At 71.6% G+C, this 17849-nt stretch carries 17 protein-coding genes; 13 read left to right on the forward strand and 4 right to left on the reverse strand.

Annotated features, from left to right (window positions below; translation table 11 throughout):
* The first annotated feature begins 6 nt into the window (after positions 1-6).
* The 13 genes from ACZ48Z_RS25590 (at position 7) to ACZ48Z_RS25650 (ending at position 14126) form a co-directional block, all read left to right on the forward strand.
* The gene (locus ACZ48Z_RS25590; RefSeq protein ID WP_468738206.1) at positions 7-882 is read left to right on the forward strand and encodes an FAH family protein; all 876 of its coding nucleotides are present in this window, start codon (positions 7-9) and stop codon (positions 880-882) included.
* Positions 879-2150 carry a hypothetical protein gene (locus ACZ48Z_RS25595; protein WP_468738207.1) on the forward strand — a complete coding sequence of 424 codons (1272 nt, stop codon included), beginning with the start codon at positions 879-881 and terminating at the stop codon, positions 2148-2150. The genes ACZ48Z_RS25590 and ACZ48Z_RS25595 overlap by 4 nt, the downstream gene beginning before the upstream one ends.
* Before the next feature lie 216 nt (positions 2151-2366).
* Positions 2367-3647 carry an IS701 family transposase gene (locus ACZ48Z_RS25600; RefSeq protein ID WP_468738208.1) on the forward strand — a complete coding sequence of 427 codons (1281 nt, stop codon included), beginning with the start codon at positions 2367-2369 and terminating at the stop codon, positions 3645-3647.
* On the forward strand, positions 3647-4888 hold the full coding sequence (locus ACZ48Z_RS25605; RefSeq protein ID WP_468738209.1) for an MFS transporter: 1242 nt from the start codon (positions 3647-3649) through the stop codon (positions 4886-4888). Before ACZ48Z_RS25600 ends, ACZ48Z_RS25605 begins: the two co-directional genes overlap by 1 nt.
* Before the next feature lie 6 nt (positions 4889-4894).
* A complete protein-coding gene (locus ACZ48Z_RS25610) occupies positions 4895-5650 on the forward strand; it encodes an SDR family NAD(P)-dependent oxidoreductase (protein WP_468738210.1) in 756 nt (251 codons plus the stop codon).
* A gap of 67 nt (positions 5651-5717) precedes the next feature.
* Positions 5718-6020 carry a YciI family protein gene (locus ACZ48Z_RS25615; RefSeq protein WP_468738211.1) on the forward strand — a complete coding sequence of 101 codons (303 nt, stop codon included), beginning with the start codon at positions 5718-5720 and terminating at the stop codon, positions 6018-6020.
* Positions 6021-6077: 57 nt separating this feature from the next.
* Complete coding sequence (locus tag ACZ48Z_RS25620; RefSeq protein WP_468738212.1) at positions 6078-7460, forward strand: aminotransferase-like domain-containing protein; 1383 nt, start codon at positions 6078-6080, stop codon at positions 7458-7460.
* Entirely contained in the window at positions 7457-8731 is a 1275-nt protein-coding gene (locus tag ACZ48Z_RS25625; RefSeq protein WP_468738213.1) for an ATP-grasp domain-containing protein, read from the forward strand. The genes ACZ48Z_RS25620 and ACZ48Z_RS25625 overlap by 4 nt, the downstream gene beginning before the upstream one ends.
* Before the next feature lie 57 nt (positions 8732-8788).
* Complete coding sequence (locus ACZ48Z_RS25630; protein ID WP_468738214.1) at positions 8789-9898, forward strand: LLM class flavin-dependent oxidoreductase; 1110 nt, start codon at positions 8789-8791, stop codon at positions 9896-9898.
* A gap of 233 nt (positions 9899-10131) precedes the next feature.
* Complete coding sequence (locus ACZ48Z_RS25635) at positions 10132-10608, forward strand: flavin reductase family protein (RefSeq protein WP_468738215.1); 477 nt, start codon at positions 10132-10134, stop codon at positions 10606-10608.
* Between the two features lie 253 nt (positions 10609-10861).
* A complete protein-coding gene (locus ACZ48Z_RS25640) occupies positions 10862-11836 on the forward strand; it encodes a ScbA/BarX family gamma-butyrolactone biosynthesis protein (protein WP_468738216.1) in 975 nt (324 codons plus the stop codon).
* Positions 11837-12173: 337 nt separating this feature from the next.
* Positions 12174-12536: a hypothetical protein gene (locus ACZ48Z_RS25645; RefSeq protein WP_468738217.1), complete on the forward strand. Its 363-nt coding sequence runs from the start codon at positions 12174-12176 to the stop codon at positions 12534-12536.
* A 258-nt stretch (positions 12537-12794) separates the two neighbouring features.
* Positions 12795-14126 carry an aminotransferase class I/II-fold pyridoxal phosphate-dependent enzyme gene (locus tag ACZ48Z_RS25650; protein WP_468738218.1) on the forward strand — a complete coding sequence of 444 codons (1332 nt, stop codon included), beginning with the start codon at positions 12795-12797 and terminating at the stop codon, positions 14124-14126.
* A gap of 78 nt (positions 14127-14204) precedes the next feature.
* On the opposite strand, the gene ACZ48Z_RS25655 is transcribed toward ACZ48Z_RS25650, so the two are convergent.
* From ACZ48Z_RS25655 to ACZ48Z_RS25670, 4 genes are all read right to left on the reverse strand, one after another.
* A complete protein-coding gene (locus ACZ48Z_RS25655) occupies positions 14205-14558 on the reverse strand; it encodes a hypothetical protein (protein ID WP_468738219.1) in 354 nt (117 codons plus the stop codon).
* Positions 14558-15079, reverse strand: coding sequence for a GbsR/MarR family transcriptional regulator (locus ACZ48Z_RS25660; RefSeq protein WP_468738220.1), 522 nt, complete (start codon positions 15077-15079; stop codon positions 14558-14560). Before ACZ48Z_RS25660 ends, ACZ48Z_RS25655 begins: the two co-directional genes overlap by 1 nt.
* A gap of 60 nt (positions 15080-15139) precedes the next feature.
* The gene (locus tag ACZ48Z_RS25665; protein ID WP_468738221.1) at positions 15140-15658 is read right to left on the reverse strand and encodes a hypothetical protein; all 519 of its coding nucleotides are present in this window, start codon (positions 15656-15658) and stop codon (positions 15140-15142) included.
* A gap of 103 nt (positions 15659-15761) precedes the next feature.
* On the reverse strand, positions 15762-17717 hold the full coding sequence (locus tag ACZ48Z_RS25670; protein ID WP_468738222.1) for an APC family permease: 1956 nt from the start codon (positions 17715-17717) through the stop codon (positions 15762-15764).
* Positions 17718-17849: the final 132 nt, after the last annotated feature.

A 17849-nucleotide genomic window follows, 5' to 3' on the forward strand; every position in this document is an offset into this window, starting at 1 on the left:
ACTCCCATGAACGTACTGTTCGAATGCACCTATCAGGGCCGCCGCCACGTCGGTCTCGGCCTGCCCCAGGAGGGCGAGCCGCTGCGCCTCGTACCGCTGGGCGACCGGGACCTCAAAGACCTGCTGCTCGCAGGCGCCGACCTGGCCGACGAGCCGGCGACGACCGTTCCCGCCGGTGAACGTGACGCGGTCTCCTTTCGGCCGCCGCTGCTGCCCGACCACCCCGGCGGCGCCATGGTCGGCGGCTTCATGCAGACCCACAACGTCAAGGTGGACGCGGACACCCCGGCCCAGCCGAACTGGTTCCTCAAGGGTCTCGGCGACGTACTGAAGGTCCCCGGGGAGGAACTGCGCGCTCCCGTCGGGTCCGTGGCACTCACCGAGGAGGCGGAGGTCGTCCTCGTCTACGTCACCGACGCGGTCGGCGAACCCCGGTACGCCGGCTACACCTTCGGCAACGACCTCACCGACATCGGCCGTTTCCGGCGCAACCGGGGCCACCTGTCCTACGCCAAACTGTGCGACGCGGCCGTGGCGCCCTGGCTGTTCCTCGGTGAACCCCCGAGCCATGTCACCGGGCACGTGACGATCGAGCGGGACGGCGAGCCGTGCTGGCGGGGCGAGTTCACCACCGGCACCAAGGCCCTGCACTACGGGCTCGACGCCATCGTGTCCGAGCTGTTCTCCCACGACGCCCTGCTCACCCCGGGGCGTGTGCACTACGTCTATCTCGGCGCCGACCGCAGCAGCTTCCACGACGGCTTCCGCATGGCCGACCGCGACCGCGTCACCCTGGACTTCGCGAGCCACGGAGTCACCCTGTCCAACACCGTGAGCTGTGCGTCGCCGGAGCTCGCGGCCGCCGTGCGCGAGGGATCGTGAGCCGGGGCGAGGAGGTGCGCGGACTCAGCGACACGGAGGCCGCGTTCGCGTACACCCATGGCCTCCTGCGCGGCAGCGGACGGCTCACCACCACCTTCACGGTGCACGGCGTGTTCTCGCCCGAGCGGGTGGAGCGGGCCGTGGAGCGGTGGCTCGCACGGCTGCCGGTGCTGTCGCTGCGGATCGCCGCTGCCGACGGCAGGCTGTGGTTCCGTCAGGGGGCGCCGAGCGCCGCGCACTCCGTCCTCGCGGCGGCGGAGGCGGCGGAGGCGGACGACGGGCCTGCGGGGGAGCGGCTGTGGTGGCTGCGGGCCGAGCCCGGTCCGGCGGGCGTGACGCGTTTCCGCCTCACCCTCCACCCCGCGATCTGTGACGGATACTCCGTCGGCCGTCTCGTACGGCCCCTGCTGGACGCCCTGTTCGACACCCCGGGCCTCGACGCCGCCGACCGCTCGCCGGAGGCGTTGCCGCCCGACACCGACGAACTCACCTACGAGGGCGGCGGCGGGTGTGTGTGCGGAGTCTGCGTGCCAGGGGCTCCGCGACGGGCCCGGGCGGTGGCGCCGCACCAGGACGACCGGCACCCGCGGAGCGGGGAGAGCGGCGAGCGCGGGCTCGGTGAGGGTCGTACGGCCGGGGCCGTGACGCTCGCGCTGACCCCGTACGAGAGCCGTCGGCTGCGCGACTGGTGCGGGGCGGGGCAGGTGACGGTGAGCGGGTTCCTCACGACCGTCCTGGCGGACGCGCTCGCCCGCGAGACCGGTCGGACGGAGGTCACCGTGGCCACCGCGATGTCCCTGCGCCGGCGGTACAGCGAGCGGGCGCTGATCGCCGAGCCGGGGTGCGTGCTGGGGATGGTGCGGGCCCGGCTGGGTGCCGGGGCGGCCGGGGATCCGCTGGGCCGGGCGCGGGAGAACGCGGCGGCGCTGTGTCTGGCCGGGCGGGCCTGGCGGCCGGAGCGGCGCGCGCACGCCGGGATCCGCCGTGCCGTCGAGCGGGAGGCGGGGGCCCGCGGCCCGGAGTTGCGCGTCGTCGACGCGGGTTCGGTGGACACCGCGCTCGGTCCGCATGCCGCGAGGGTCACGGGGTTCCGTACCGTCGCGGCCCGCGGTGCCGGCCGGCCCGGGGGCTCCCTGTATCTGTCCTCGTTCAAGGGCGCGTTGACCGCGTCCCTGACCTCGCAGGGGCTCGGGGAGCGGTGGGCGGCGAGGGCGGAGCGGGAGCTGAGCGCGGCCGCGCGGTTGCGGTCCGCTTTCCAGCCTTTGTGAAACCGCAGGTGACAGCGGTGCGGCGGTGCGGACTCGGCAAAGTCGCACTCAGAGGCGACCCCCGTCTTGAAAACAAAGAGTTCGTTCTCTATTTTTTTAGAGCGGGCCTCGAACCGGTGGGGTCCGCCCAGTCCAGAGAAAGGGGAGCGCGACATGGTGAGGGCGTTTTCCACGGTGGCTCCTCCCGGGCCCGCGGCGACGGTCACGATTCCGGCCGTGCGCGCGCAGAGTCCCCGGATCGGATCCTCGGACCACCCCGCCTTCGACGCCTTCGTCGCGGAGATCTTCGGGCGGCTGCCCCGCGCCGACCAGCGCAGATGGGCCCATGTCTACACACGGGGCCTGCTCATGACGCCGGGGCGCAAGACGGTACGGCGGCTCGCGGCCTCCGGGTCGGACTCGGCCACGGCGGCCCAGGCACTGCACCAGTTCGTCAACGCCAGCCCGTGGGACTGGGAACCGATCCGCGCCCGGCTGGCCGACTGGGTGGTCCGCAGGTCCGACCCCCGCGCCCTGCTCATCGGCACCGCGGTGCTGCCCAAGCGCGGTGACCGCTCCTGCGGAGTGCACCGCCGCTTCGTCCCGCAGGAGGGACGTACCGTCAACTGCCAGGTCGGCATAGGCGCGTTCCTCGCCGCGGACCGGGCTACGGTCCCCGTCGACTGGCGGCTGCTGCTGCCCGGCGCGTGGTCCGGGGACTCGCAGGTGCGCAGCCGTGCCCGCATCCCCGAAGGCACCGCCGGTATCCAGGACTCGGCCGGCGCCCAGGCGCTGGACCTGCTCGACGGGACCGACCGGAGTCTGCTCGGCGCGGGACCGGACGTGGACGGAGTGCCGGTCGTAGCCGACCTGGTCGGGTTCGCGGACACCGCGATGCTGGTCGGCGGGCTCGTGGCCCGACGACGGCACTTCGTCGTCGCCGCTTCCGGCGACCTCGTCGTCCTCCCGGACCGGACCGCGTCCGCAGCGTCCAACGGGCGGGCCGGAGCCCTCGCCGGGCCCGCTCTCCAACCGCGACAGCGGACCGGTGACGGAGGTCTGACCGCCCGCGACCTGCTCACCGCGCAGGGCGCCCGGTCACCGCACCAACCCCCCACGGCGTCCGTGATCCCGGTCCGCCTCCCCGGCATCCCCGTCCCCCTCAGGCTGCTGGGGGAGCGCAGGCCGGACGGGTCAGGCGGCGACCGGTTCTGGCTCACCGACCTCGTGGACCGGCCGGCCGGCGAGGCCCTGGCACTGGCCCGGCTGCAGACCGGCGCCGCCGACACCATGGAGCGGCTGGCCGACGACTTCGGACTGCGCGCCTTCGAAGGGCGCTCGTACCCCGGCTGGCACCACCACATGACGCTGGTCTCCGCCGCCTTCGCCTACGGCACCCTCGGCCGCGCCGCCGCGGCCCCCTCCCACCCCACCCGGGCCTCACGCGGACCACAGGCCGGCCGGCCCCCGCGCCACGCGCGGACCCTGACGACACCGACACGAACGGGATGCTCCTGATGGCCCTCCCCAAGGCGTTCTGGCTGCTGTGGTGGGGGCAGACCGTCAGCCGGCTCGGCACGCTCGCCCCCGCCTTCCTCGTCCTCTACCTGGAGCAGAACCATCTCGTCGCACCTGGCACGACGCCGCTCGTCGTCGGACTCTTCGGGGCCGGTGTGGTGCTGTCCGGGCTGGTGGGAGGGGCGGTCGCCGATCTGATCGGACCGCGCCGCACCATCGTCGCGGCCCAGCCGTTCACCGCCGGCATGGCGCTGCTGTTCGCCGTCGCCGACCATGTGGCCGCGCTGTGCGCGCTGTCGTTGATCACCGGTTTCCTGTCCGCCGTCGACCGGCCCGCCGGTGCCGGACTGATCTCGGCGATCGTGCCACCGGAGCAGTTCTCGAAGGCGTACAGCCTCTTCCTGGTGGGCTTCAACATCGGCATGTCGCTCAGCCCCGTGCTCTCCGGGTTCCTGCTCGAAGTCAGCCCCGCAGCCCTGTTCGTCGTCTGGGCGGCCTCCAGCCTCGTCTACGCCGCCCTGGTGTTCGCGGTGCCCGCCGACCCACCGCCCCCGACCGCCGACCGGCCCGCCGGTGCCGCGGCCGCCCTCGGATCTGCCGCGCGCGGCATCGCGGAACCCTTCCGCACCCCCGTCCTCGTCGCCTTCCTGCTGCTGACGTTCCTGCTGGCCTGCATCTACCTCCAGGTCAACTCCGCGCTGCCGCTGGACATGCGGGACAGCGGGCTGACGGCCGGGGGCATCGGGTTCGTCCTCGCGGCCAACGCGGTGCTCTCCGTCCTGCTGCTGCCGCTCGTGCCCCGGCTCGTCGGCGGGATGCGCGCCCATGTCCCGTTGATCCTGGCCGCCGCCTTCATGGCCGTCGGCTTCGGCGCCAACGTCCTGGCCGACGGCATGCTCTCCTTCACGCTCGCCACCGTCGTGTGGACGCTCGGCGAGGTGCTGTGGGCCCCGATGTCCGCGACCTTCATCGCCGACCGGGCGCCCGCCGGACGCAGCGGCGCCTACCAGGGCTCCTACTTCTTCGCCTGGAACGCGGCGTTCGTCGTCGGCGGCCCCGCCGGCCTCGCCCTCGCCCACTCCCACGGCTACGGGGCGCTGTGGATGTCCGTCCTCGGCCTCGGATGCGTCGTGACGCTCGGCTTCGCACTGCTGCCGCGGCTGACGGGCTTCGCCACCGAGCCGGCTCCCTCAAGTGACCACTGCGACACCGCAGAACAGCTGACCCGAGAGACAAGGTGACCCAGCATGTCCGCACCGACCACCCGCACCGCCCTGCTGATCGGCGCTGCCGGAGGCATCCTCAAGGAGGTCTCGCGCGAGCTCGCCGAACAGGGCCACACCCTCGTCCTGTTCGACCGCGACGCGGACGCCGTGAACCGGCTCGCCGAGGAACTGGGCCGGATCACCAAGGTCGAGGCCGTCGTCGGTGACATCACCGACATCCCCGCCGCGGAACGACAGTTGACCGACATCGTCGACCGGTTCGCCCCCTCGATCCTGGTCAACGGCGTCGGCGGCGACACCCGTGTGATCGGCTACGCCGACCTGACCGCCGGCCACTTCGACCAGTCCTTCCTGGAGAACGTGGTCAGCAGCTGGATCGCGGTCAAGGTGTGCGCCCCGCGCATGGCCTCCGACGGCTACGGCCGCATCGTCAACTTCGCCTCGGCAGGCGGCCGTACCTACAGCCACTTCAACAACGCCGCGTACGTCGCCGCCAAGGCCGCCGTGATCGGCATGACCAAGCAGCTGGGCTACGAGCTGGCCGGCACCGGCGTGGTGGCCAACGTCGTCGCGCACGGCCCGATCGCGACCGACCGGGTGGCCGGTGCCTTCGAGCGCCGCACCGAGGAGTCCAAGAAGGACGTCATGTCCCGGCTGCCCATGGGGCGGTACGGCACGGTCGCCGAGGCCGTCGGCAGCGTTCTCCACCTCTGCTCCGAGAGCGCCGGCTACTCGACGGGTTCCGTCATCGACATCAACGGCGGCCTCTACATGTGAGTCCGGCTCTCCATGTGAGTCCGGCGTCCATGTGAGCCCGGCCGACACCCCGCCCCAGGAGGCACCCATGGCGAAGTTCGTCGTCGAATTCGAGTACAACGTCGACCGCGCGGGCCGCGAGCCCCTGCACCGCGCCCACACCGACTACCTGCGCACCCTCACCGACAGCGGCCTGCTCCTGCTCGCCGGTCCGCTCCAGGACACCAACGGCGGCCTGCTGGTCTACGAGGCCGAGGACCGCGAGCGCCTCCAGGAGATCCTGGCCGCGGAGCCCTACGTCCAGGGCGGCATCGTCTGCCGCGTCCGCATCCGCCAGTGGGCCCCCGGCAAGGGCGCGTGGCTCGCCGCGCCCGAGCCGTCGGCGGCCTGACACCGCGCACCCGACCGTCCCGCTCCCACGCCCGTCACCCGGAAGGATCCAACCGACGTGTCCACAACGCCAGTTCCGCAGGACACCGCCCTGCCCCGCGAAGCGCTGCACGCCGCCGTCGTCGACCCGGCCATGGACTCGATGCGCCTGCTCAGCGAGACGGCGATGAGGTTCCCCGAAGCCCTGTCGTTCTCGTCGGGAGCGCCGCACGACGGCACCCACGACCTCGCGAAGCTCTCGTACTACGTCGACCGGTACATCACGCACCTGCGCCGGCAGGGAGTGCCCGAACAGCGCATCACCCGGCTGCACTTCCAGTACGGACCCGTCAACGGGTTCATCCGGGAAGAGGTCGCCCGGATGCTCGTCCGGGACGAGGACATCGATGTCGAACCCGACGCGATCATGATCACGCACGGTTTCCAGGAGGCGGCGCTCGTCGCCCTGCGCGGACTGTTCCGGTCACCTGACGACGTGCTGCTGTCCGTGTCCCCGGCGTACGTCGGCATCCGGGGCGCCGCCCGCATGCTGGACATCCCCGTGCGGGGCATCACCGAGGGACCCGACGGTCTCGAACCGGAGGCCGTTGCCGCCGCGGTGCGTGCCGTGCGTGCCGAGGGCAGGCGTCCCGCCGCGCTCTACCTGGTCCCCGACTTCTCCAACCCCTCGGGCACCGTCGTCCCGCTGGAGGCACGCAGGCGACTGCTCGCGCTGGCCGCCGAAGAGGGGTTCACCATCCTGGAGGACAACCCGTACGGGCTGTTCGCGAGCGACGAGGAGCGGCTGCCGACCCTGAAGTCGCTGGACACCCGCGGCGACGTCGTCTACCTGGGCTCCTTCGCCAAGGCCGCGTTCCCCGGCGCCCGCCTGGGCTACCTGGTCGGCGACCGCGCCGTCGTCGGCGAGGACGGGGTCCGGCGGACCCTCGCCCAGGAACTCTCCAAGGCCAAGGCGATGTTCACGGTGGGCTCGTCCTCGCTCTCCCAGGCGGCGATCGGCGGCATCCTCGTCGACGCCGACCACGACCTGCGCTCCGCCACCCGGGACCTGGCCGCCGTCTACCAGGAACGGCTCGCCGCCACCCTCGACGCCCTCGCCGAGCACTTCCCGCCGGAGCGGTACGCGGAGCACGGGGTGCGCTGGAACCGGCCGCGCGGCGGGTTCTTCCTGGTCGTCGAGGTGCCCTTCGAGGCCGACCTGGGCGCCATGGAACGGTCGGCGCGCGACTACGCGGTCAGCTGGGCCCCGATGAGCATGTTCCACCTCGACGGCGGCGGCGAACGGGCCCTGCGCCTCGGCTTCAGCAACCTCACCCCCGCCGCGATCCGCGAGGGCATCGCCCGCCTGGCCCGCTTCGTCAAGGCCGAATCCGCGTCCGAGGCCGCCTTCGAGTCCGCGTCCCTGCCCGAGTTCGTGTCCGCATCGGAGGCCCACGCATGAGCACCACGTCCCCCACGGACGGCCCGCGCCGCGTCGCCGTCATCGTCGACGGCTACTCCGCCGGCAACTTCTACCCCGCCGCCTTCGCCGCGTGCGGTACGGGTGTCGTCCACGTCCAGAGCACCCCGGAGCTGATCCCGGCGATGGCCCCGCCGGATCTCACCGCGTACGAGCAGACCGTCGCCGCCACCGACGAGGCCGAGCTCGTCGAGGTGCTGCGCGGCCTCGACCCGGTGTGCGTGATCGCCGGGCAGGAGTCCTCCGTACCGCTCGCCGACCGGCTGAGCGAGGCGGTCGGCGTCCCGTCCAACGGCTCGGCACTGTCCCCGGCCCGCCGGGACAAGTACGAGATGACCGAGACGCTGCGGCGGGCCGGTGTGCCGTGCGTACGGCAGTTCAAGACCGACGACCCGGACGCGGCGGTGGCCTGGGCCGAGGACCACGGCAGCTACCCGGTGGTCGTCAAGCCGCTCAGTTCGGCGGCCTCCGACGGCGTCGTCGTCTGCGCCGGCCCCGACGCGGTCCGCGCCGCAGCCCGGGGCGTCCTCGACGCCCCGAACATGTTCGGCATCGCCAACACCGAGATCCTCGTGCAGTCCTATCTCAAGGGCACCGAGTACATCGTCGACACCGTCAGCAGTGGCGGCGAGCGCTATGTGTGCGGGGTCTGGGAGTACGAGAAAACGCTGCTGCCGTCCGGCAAGAACATCTACAACCGCGACCTGCTCGCCGACCCGGCGGGCAACCCGGTCGTCGCCGCGCTCACCGCGTACGTCGACGAGGTCCTCGCCGCCCTCGGCGTCGACTGGGGGCCGGCCCACGCCGAGGTCATCGTCACCGACGAGGGCCCCGTCCTGGTCGAGATCGGCACCCGCCTCAACGGCAACCTCAGCGCCCCCTTCCACGACGTGTGCCTGGGCCACAACCAGGCGGCGCTCACCGCACAGGCGTACACCCGGCCCGAGGAGTTCCGCGCCGAGTACGGCGGCCGGACGTACGCCAGGCTGCAGCCGGCCGTCGTCTACAACACCCCGACCGAGCTCGACGGTGTCGTGGAGTCCGTCGACGAGACGGCTGTGGCGGAGATCCGCTCCCTGGAGAGCGTCTTCTCCGCGGCGGTCAAGCTCGCGCCCGGCTCCCGGATCAGGCCCACCGTCGACCTGCTGACCAGCTCCATGCGGGTGTTCCTCACGGCTGCGGACGAGGCGACGCTCACGGCCGGCTACGAGAAGGTCCGCTCGCTGAAGGACGCCGTCTACCGCGTCGCCTGACACTCCGTCAACTTCCCCTTCCTTCCTCATCTTTTCGTATCTCTCAGGAGGCTCATCGTGCACAGCCGTATCGGTCTGTTCCTGTCCCCCGTCCACGAGACCGGCCAGGACCCGAACCTGGCGATACGCCGGAACCTGGACCTCGTCGAGTACGTCGACGACCTCAACTTCGACGAGGCGTGGTTCGGCGAGCACCACACCCTGGGCTGGGGCCTCGTCGGCGCGCCCGAGACGCTGATCGCCGCCGCCTCGCAGCGCACCCGCCAGATCAAGCTGGCCCACGGTGTCGTACCGCTCTCCGGCCACCACCCCTTCCACGTGGCGAGCCGGGCCGTCCACCTCGACCACCTCACCCGCGGCCGGTACATCCTGGGCGTCGGCCCCGGCGTGCCCTTCGACGCGAAGATGTTCGGCCTGGAGCAGCCGGTGCAGCGGCGCCGTCTGGAGGAGGCGCTGCCGACGGTCCTGGAACTCGTCAACGGCGAGGAGCGCATCACCCAGCAGACCGACTGGTACGACCTGCGCGACGCCAAGATCCAGCTGCCGCGCTTCAGCCCGCAGGGCATCGAGGTCGCCGTCGCCACCTCCGGCACCTCGCAGTCCAGCCCGCGCCTGATCGGTCAGTACGGGCTGAGCATGACCTCGTTCGCGCTGCCCTTCGCCCTGCTGACGCCGGGTGCCCCCGCGCACATCAACCTCGCCCATCAGTGGAAGTACGCGCAGGAGTCCGCCGCCGAGCACGGGCAGACCCTGGACCGCGACAAGTGGCGCATCGCCCTGCCGGTGCACGTGGCCGAGACCCGCGAGGAGGCGTACGCGGACGTCCGTGAGGGCTACGACCGCTGGCTGTTCGAGTACTTCGGCAAGGCGGCCGGCCGCGAGGTGCTCAGCCCGGACGTCCCGCGGGAGCGGGCACTGGAGGCCCGGGTCGAGGCCGGCGGCGCGCTCGTCGGCTCCGTGGACGACGTGGTCGCCGGCATCGAGCGGCTGCACGAGATCACCGGCGGCTTCGGCACCCTGCTCGTCTACGTCGCCGACTGGACGTCGTGGGAGAAGACCAACCGCAGCATGGAGCTGCTGGCCCGCTATGTCGCGCCGCGCTTCACCGGCTCCGCCGCCCGGCCGCAGGAGGCCGTGGACTTCGCGATCGCCAGCCGCAACCGCTAGGGCGTGCGGCGCAAGTCCCGCCTGTCCGGCGACGCCTGGCACGCACTCTCCCAGAGGGAACTCCAGCCACCGCCGGGGCCCGCCCCACGGACTGACGCGCCACCCTCGACACACGCCCCGGTCCCACCCACGGCTCGCGCAAGCGCTCCTGGGAGCCCGACGCATCTCACGCCGCGCCACGCCGGGCCGGTTCGCCGGCCCGGCCGGGCGTCCCGTCCGATCGGAAAGAACTCATGCTGGAGCAACGCTCGTTCCGCGACATACTCGGCCGGTTCACCACGGGAGTGGTGCTGATCACCGCCGACACCGCCGACGGTCCCAAGGGCATGGCGGTCAACTCCTTCACCTCCGTCTCCCTGACCCCGCCGCTGGTCGCCCTGTGTGCCGCGGACACCTCCTCCACCTGGCCGGCCATCCGTGCGGCCGGAACCTTCGCCGTGACGATCCTCGGCGACCGGCACGCCGAACTGTGCCGGCTGTTCAGCACCAAGGGCGCGGACCGGTTCGCCGGCGGCGGCTGGACGACGACCCGGGCCGGACACCCCATCCCCACCGACGGGCTGGGCTGGCTGGACTGCCGTATCAGCACGCTCCACCGGGCGGGCGACCACGAACTGGTCATCGCCGAGGCCCTGGAGGGCGACCTGACGGACCAGGCGGGACCGCTGGTGTTCCACGCCGGCCGCTTCACGGCACTGGCGGCCGCCTGACGCACGGCCGCCATGTCCTCGCCCGGCGCGGTCCGGCGGAGTCCCGCCGGGCCGGGCGCGACCCGGCATCCGGTTCCGGGCACACGGCCCGCCGCGCCTCACACAGCCCGTCGCTGCTCGTAGCCGCCCGACGCGGCCCGCCCGTCCACCGGACCGAAGCCGACGCCGTCCTCGGCCCGGCCGGGCCAGGCCGTCCGGCACCCGCGCCGGTACGCGCGCCTCCGCGTCGACGCCCATGAGAAAGGCAACCCGCGTGTCCCCCACCGACCCCACATCCACCCTTTCCCCACCGCCGGATGCCAGGGGCGAGGTCGAGCTCGACTTCGTCCGGACCGCCCCGCGTCATCTCGTCGCCCGCAGCGCGGTGGCCGAGGTACTGATCACGGACTGGCGGCAGTTGGGCCCCGACACGTTCCGGCTGGGCGCTCAGTGGCCGCGCGGGCACCACTTCTACGCACCGGTCGCCGGCACCTGGTACGACCCGCTGCTCGCCGCGGAGTCGTTGCGGCAGGCGTCCGTCCTGATCGGGCAGACGTACTACGGAGTTCCGGCCGATCAGCACGTCACCATTACCGAACTGGAGTTCGAGGTGATACCGGGGGCCCTGCTCCTGGGAGCCCGCCCCGCCGAGATGCGCCTGGAGTTCGCGGCCACGGAGGTACGGCGACGCCGGGGCACCCTCACCGCGCTCACCCTGGAGGCGGACCTGCTGCGCGGCGGCGACTTCGCCGGCGCCGGGCGTCTGACCCTGCGGGTGTCGGACCTTCGCGACCCCGCCGCAGGGGAGGGCGGCGGGTACCCGCCTCTGCCCGACCCCGTCCCGCCCGCGATCGTGGGCCGCCTGGACGAACACGACGTCGTCCTCGGCGTACCCGGTTCGAGTGCCGGCTCCGGTTCCGGCCGCCGGGGCCCGGGCCTGAGCTGGGATCTGCGGATCGACCCCGGCCACCCGGTGCTCTTCGACCACCCCACGACCGACGTCCCCGCCATGGTCCTCCTGGAGGCCGCCCGTCAGGCCGTCCAGGCGTCCTGCGCCCCCTACCGCGTCCTCCCCGTCGAACTGCGCAGCGCCTTCCACCACCCCGTGGCCCTGGCCACCCCCTGCCACATCTCCGCGACCAGGCTCCCCGCACAGGACGCGAGCGAGGACGCCGCACTCCGGGTCACCGCCTGGCAGTCCGACCGCCTGGCCTTCGACAGCCTCGTGGTGGCGAGCGTGTGCGGCTGAGCGCTCCGTGAACGAACCCCGGCAGCCGTTCAGGGGCCTGACCCACCCAGTGGATCAGGCCCCTGAACCGGTGTGCCGCCGGCGCTCCGGCTCATGAAGCGTGCGACAGCCGCCTGCTGACGGTTCCTCAGATGTCCCGGAAGGGACCGGCGAGTGCGGTGGCCTGCCGTGATGGGTGCGTGGGGGCCGCTGAGCTGCGCGAATGCACTTTCGGTTGTTTCAGGCTCGTGCCGGTTGATGGGGCCGGAAGTCCCAGGAAAGTCCCAGGTGACTCCCACGGCTGACGGGTGCCCTTTCGACGTTATTGGGGGTGAGGCGGCGGGTCGAGGCACGCGCGGTGGAAGTCGCCCGGCGCAGACAGGATGAACAGCAGACCAGGGCAGCACGCGAAGTTCGTTGGCAAGCGGCCATGGACGCGGCGAGGGAACAAGCTGTTCGTGAACAACTTGCCCAGGTGCTCCACGAAGAGGCCGGGCGCCGGCATGAAACCGCTGTCCTCCGTGCGTACTGCGTGGCATTGGAACGTCGCATCGACGAGTTGGACGGCGTTGCGGACGAGTCGGCTCTGGAATCAGCCCGACGCTGGGTGGAGTGGGCAAGGGGGTACGTGAAGTCGACCGACCCCTTGACCCGGCTTCCGGGGATGCCGATTCCCAGAGAGCCGACGCCGGATGAGCTCAAGGCGCATCTGAAGGGGTGAAGCCCTGATGGACCAGAGCGCACTGGTGGACGGTGAAGCGCAGAGCGGGCGGTTGGCGGATTGGCCACAACAGGAGCGGACTTGTGCCCGGTGTCACGGGGCACGTCAATCCGGCGTTAGGAAAGGCCTCCTCCAGATCAAGGGACCGTCAGTGGCCAGGAGTTGTCCGGCATTGCGGTCGTAGCGTCGTAGCAGCCCCTGATCGGGGCGCCCCCCACAGCGGGCCTGATCTGCCCGTCCCGAGGAGACGACGACACCATGACGACCACTGTGCCCGGCACCACCCCTGCGGCCGGGCCCCTCGGAAGCCGGCGGGTCGATGCCCGCGAGAAGGACATCATGCGCTTCCGCACGGTGTCCGGGCCCGATCTGACCACCCGCAACGACGCCTACCTCGCCTGGCAGCTCGACCGTCAGCAGGCGGACCTGTGGCCGTACTTCCGCCGCTACGACACCGCCCTGACCACCCGCGCCACCGTCGTGTCGGACACCGGAGTGGTCACCCACGGCCCCAACTTCGGCGGCCAGGACTACCTGTCCCTCACCGCGCACCCCGCCGTCCTCGACGCCGCTCACCGGGCCCTGCGTGACTACGGCCCGCTCACCGCCGGCTCCCCGGCCCTGGGCGGCGCCACCCCGATCAGCAAGGCACTGGAGGCCGGACTGGGCGAGGCCCTGCGCACCGAGCACGTGGCGCTCTTCCCGACCGGCTGGGCGGCCGGCTTCGGCACCATACGTGCGTTGACGCACCGCCGCGACCACATCCTGCTCGACAAGCTGTCCCACGACTCGCTGCGCCAGGGCGCCGCCGCCAGCGGAGCCACCGTGGAGTTCTTCCGGCACCTCGACAACGACGCCGTACGGCGCCATCTGCAGGGCATCCGCGCCACCGACACCACCAACGCCGTCCTCGTCGTCACCGAGGGCGTGTTCTCCATGGACTCCGACACTCCGCAGCTGGTCGAACTGCTCGGCGTCTGCCGTGAGTACGGTGCCCAGCTGATGGTCGACGTCGCCCACGACTTCGGCGCCATGGGGCAGCACGGCGGAGGTCAGCCGGAGGTGCACGGCATCCTCGGCGAGGTCGACTTCGTCGTCGGTGCCTTCTCCAAGACGTTCGCCACGACCGGCGGGTTCCTGGCTACGCCGTCCGCCTCGGCGCGGGAGTACGTGCGGATGTTCGGCGGCCCGCAGACCTTCTCGAGCGCCATCACCCCCGTACAGACCGCCGTGGCGCTGGCCGCCCTGTCCGTCGTGACCTCGCCGGAGGGCGCCCGGCGGCGGGCGGCGGTCACCGCTGTCGCCACCCGGCTGCGCGAGGGGCTGACGGCGCGCGGTCTGGAGGTCATGGGCGACGTGGTCTGCCCGGTCGTGCCGGTCCTCATCGGTGACACGCCGACCGGCCGTACGGCCTCCGGTCTCATCGCCCGTGCCGGTCTCGTCGCGCATCTCGTCGAGCAGCCCGCGGTCGCCTCCGACGCGGCCCGCTTCCGCCTGCAGGCCATGGCGGACCACAGCGACGACGACGTCGACACGGCCGTCGACATCCTCGACACCTGCATCCGTGAGGCACGGCAGGCCGCCTGCTGAGTCTCAGGGGTGCAGGTGTCGCCGTTGGGTATCCCTGGGCGGGCCGGCGTCTCACGACGGCCCGCCTGCAGACGGACGTCAGCCGGCGGTCAGTTCTGCGAGCTGCTCGGCCGCGGTGGCGTTGCCGCCGTCGGCGAGGCGCCGTAGCTCATCCACGTTGTCGTGTTCGGTGGCGAGTTCGATCAGCTGGTCGGTGGCCGTGGCGTTGCCGCCGTCGGAAAGGCGCCGAAGTTCTTCGAGGTCGCCCTGCTCTGCGGCGAGTTGGATGAGCTCGTCGGTCGCGTCGGAGTTGCCCGCCGCCGCGAGGCGGCGCAGCTCGTTCATGTCGCCGAGTTCGACGGCGAGCTCGATCAGCTCGTCGACCGCTCCGGGGGCGCCGTGCTCTGCCCGCTCCCGTAGGGCGGACAGGGCGGTCGGGTCGTGCTCGGTCATCAGGGGAACCTCTCTGTGCGGGACTGTTCGCGGGGGTCGACCAGTTGTCCCGAGGCGCGCAGTTCGTCGCGGTGTCCCTCCCACTCCTCGACCAGCCGCGGCAGGCGCTCGGCGAGGAACTCGGCCAGCGCGACCATCTCCTCCAGCGGGGCGCGGCGCTCCGGCGGGGCGTCGGCGAGGAGAGCCAGGCCCTCCCGGAACAGCGCGGCATGTTCGTGGTGGAGGGCGGCGTCGAAGTTCTGCGGCTGCCGGCTGTCCGGGTTCAGGCTCACCCGGTCCATGCGCTCACCGGCAGTGCGGGTGCGCCGGGCCATCCCGTAGTTCTCGAGCAGTTTGACCGCGCCGGTGATGGCGCTGCGGCTCGCCAGCAGGGCTTCTCCCAGCTCGTCGATCGTCTGCTGTGGCGGATCGCAGACGAGGAGGTGGCCCAGCAGGCGCCCGGCCATGGGCGGGAAGCCGTACTGCCGGGCGTAGAAGCGGCCGACGTGGTCGGCGAAGAGCAGTTGAGCGTCGTTCGGCACGTCTTCGAAGGTACCATCTCCAACTGAGATAACAATTATTTGTGTCATTTCAGCCGGGCGTCAGGAGAGCCCGGACGCCCTCAGGACCGCACGCGCGGTCTCGTCGTCGATCCGGTGGCCGAGCTGTTCCAGGACGTCCGCGCCTTGGAGAAGCGTGCCGCGTTCGATGGAGCGGTGGACCCCGGTGTCGAGCTCGTGCCAGATCAGGGGGTTGGCGGCGAGGACGCGGGGGTCGAGTTCGAGGCGCCCGCCGTGGGTGTCGCGCAGGATCAGATGCGAGGAGACGCTGCCGTACTGCCGTACTGCCACCAGCGCGTCCGTACGCACGATGTGCCTGTGCCAAGGGGTGTGTACCGCCAGCCAGCCGGGGCCCGCGGTTACCCGGGGCGGGAGCAGGACGGCGAAGGCGGTGCTGGACAAGGTCAGCCACAGCAGGGCTCGCAGGAGCGTCAGGCTGCCCGCGTCCCAGTCCACGAGCAGGGAGAGGGCGCAGAACACAAGGGCGCAGGTCGTTGCCAGTCGGGCACTGCCGCGCCAGTCGCGGTCGCCGACCGGGGCCCACGGGTCCGTCTGCGTCATGCCGCTGACGCTAGGCGGTTGTGCGGGGCCGGGAGACTGCCACTGACGGGGTCCTGACGCCGTGCGGGCGAATCCTTACGGGATCCTGACGCGGGCGCCGGATTCAGCCGGTGTGGACGCGGGGGCGGCGGGCGCGGTCCGGTTCCGCCTCGCGCAGGACCTCTCGGGTGACCGGGGCGACCTCGCCCTGGCCGAAGAGGAAGAAGCGGAGGAAGTTGGCGAACGGGTTGCCCTCGGTCCACTCGAAGTAGATGTGCGGGATGCACCCCGTCTCGTCGCGGGTGTGGAGGAGCAGCGCGGCGAGGGCGTTGGGGATGGAGGCGGACTCCAGGGTCAGTACCCGGTAGCGGTTGTGCAGGACCTCGCCGCGTACCGTCAGGTCCGCCTCGAACTCGGAGGGATCCGTCAGCGTCACCTCGACGAAGACGAAGTCCTCCTGCTCCGGCATGTTGTTGTCGGCCCGGATCTGTTCGATCTTGTCGCGGTACTCGGCCTTGTCCCGCTGGTCGGGCTCGTTGGCGATGAACCGCATCTTCCGGCTGGCCATGTCCCGGACGAAACGTTCCGCCATGTCGTCCAGCGTCACGCTCGTCACGCGCAGCTCGAAGGCTCGGGCCAGCCGGGACAGCAGGGAGACCAGGATGATGCCGGCGATGAAGCAGGCGCCGATCTTCACGCCGTCGGGGCGTTCGATGACGTTCGCGACGGTGACGTAGAGGAACACCGCCGAGATGACGGCGAAGCCGATCGTCCAGTTCCGCTGGCCGGCCTTGTGGGCGGCGATGGTGACCGCGATCGCCGCTGAGCTGATGAGCACCAGCACGCCGGTGGCGTAGGCGCCGCCCTGCGCCTCGACGTCGGCGTCGAAGACCCACGTGACGAGGAAGCCGATGAGGGTGAAGACGATCACCATCGGGCGGACGGCCCGCGCCCAGTGCGGGGCCATGCCGTAGCGGGGCAGGTAGCGCGGCATCAGGTTCAGCAGCCCGGCCATGGCCGAGGCGCCCGCGAACCACAGGATGGCGATCGTCGAGATGTCGTAGACCGTGCCGAAGGCGCTGCCCAGGTATTCGTGGGCCAGGTAGGCGAGGGCGCGTCCGTTGGCCTTGCCACCCGACTCGAACTCCTTCTCCGGGATGAGGAGGGTGGTGATGAAGCTGGTGGCGATGAGGAAGACGCTCATGATGAGAGCGGCGGCCGTCAGCAGTTTCTTGGTGTCGCGGATGCGGCCCCCGGGGTGCTCCTCCGTGTCGCCGTCGTCGCCCCTCACGTGCGGCATGACGGCGACGCCGGTCTCGAAGCCGGACAGGCCGAGCGCGAGCTTGGGGAAGACCAGGAGGGCGACGCCGACCATGGCGAAGATGTTGCCGTGCTCGGCGGTCAGCGCGCTGGACCAGTCGGTGATCAGGTGTCCGGCGGTGGCGACGTGCCACACGCCGACGATGACCACCACGACGTTCAGCGCGAGGTAGAGGCCCACCAGGACGACCGCGACGCCGATGGCCTCCAGGAAGCCCTTGAGGAACACCGCGCCGAGCAGGGCGACCAGGATCAGGGTGATCAGCACCTGCTTGTCGTGCAGGGTGCTTTCCAGGTGCGGGTTCTCGACGAGGTGGGTCGAGGCGTCCGCCGCCGAGAGGGTGATGGTGATCAGGAAGTCGGTGGCGGCGAAGCCCAGCAGGGTCAGGACGAACAGCTTGCCCTTCCAGAAGGACAGCAGCCGCTCCAGCATCGCGATCGAACCCTCGCCGTGCGGGCTCTCCTCGGCGACGCGCCGGTAGACCGGCAGGGCGCCGGCCAGGGTGACTATGACGAGCACGATGGTCGCGACCGGCGACAGCAGACCGGCTGCCAGGGCAGCGATGCCCGGCTGGTAACCGAGGGTGGAGAAGTAGTCCACACCGGTCAGACACATCACGCGCCACCAGCGCTGGCCCTTGTGCGGGGGCTCTGGTTCCGCGTGCGGGCCCGTGTGGCCACCACTCCTGCCCATGTCGGACAGGCCCTGAAGCATCCACGTCCGCAGACGGCTCGACGGTGGGTGTTCGGTGACGGCCATCGGCGTGCTCTCCTGGTGTGCGGCTCGGCGTGGGCTTCGGCCATCACGCGGACGGCGGCATCAGCGTATGCAGAGCGTGACGTGAAGGCCGGGGGATGGATCACACGTTCGCGTCAGGGTTGCGTTAAGACC

It is taken from the genome of Streptomyces sp. NPDC031225, from assembly GCF_055570355.1.

Coding starts and splice junctions, on each gene's coding strand:
- ACZ48Z_RS25590 (WP_468738206.1), top strand. CDS start 7: ATGAACGTACTGTTCGAATGCACCTATCAGGGCCGCCGCCACGTCGGT.
- ACZ48Z_RS25605 (WP_468738209.1), top strand. CDS start 3,647: ATGGCCCTCCCCAAGGCGTTCTGGCTGCTGTGGTGGGGGCAGACCGTC.
- ACZ48Z_RS25610 (WP_468738210.1), top strand. CDS start 4,895: ATGTCCGCACCGACCACCCGCACCGCCCTGCTGATCGGCGCTGCCGGA.
- ACZ48Z_RS25615 (WP_468738211.1), top strand. CDS start 5,718: ATGGCGAAGTTCGTCGTCGAATTCGAGTACAACGTCGACCGCGCGGGC.
- ACZ48Z_RS25625 (WP_468738213.1), top strand. CDS start 7,457: ATGAGCACCACGTCCCCCACGGACGGCCCGCGCCGCGTCGCCGTCATC.
- ACZ48Z_RS25635 (WP_468738215.1), top strand. CDS start 10,132: ATGCTGGAGCAACGCTCGTTCCGCGACATACTCGGCCGGTTCACCACG.
- ACZ48Z_RS25650 (WP_468738218.1), top strand. CDS start 12,795: ATGACGACCACTGTGCCCGGCACCACCCCTGCGGCCGGGCCCCTCGGA.
- ACZ48Z_RS25655 (WP_468738219.1), bottom strand. CDS start 14,558: ATGACCGAGCACGACCCGACCGCCCTGTCCGCCCTACGGGAGCGGGCA.
- ACZ48Z_RS25665 (WP_468738221.1), bottom strand. CDS start 15,658: ATGACGCAGACGGACCCGTGGGCCCCGGTCGGCGACCGCGACTGGCGC.
- ACZ48Z_RS25670 (WP_468738222.1), bottom strand. CDS start 17,717: ATGGCCGTCACCGAACACCCACCGTCGAGCCGTCTGCGGACGTGGATG.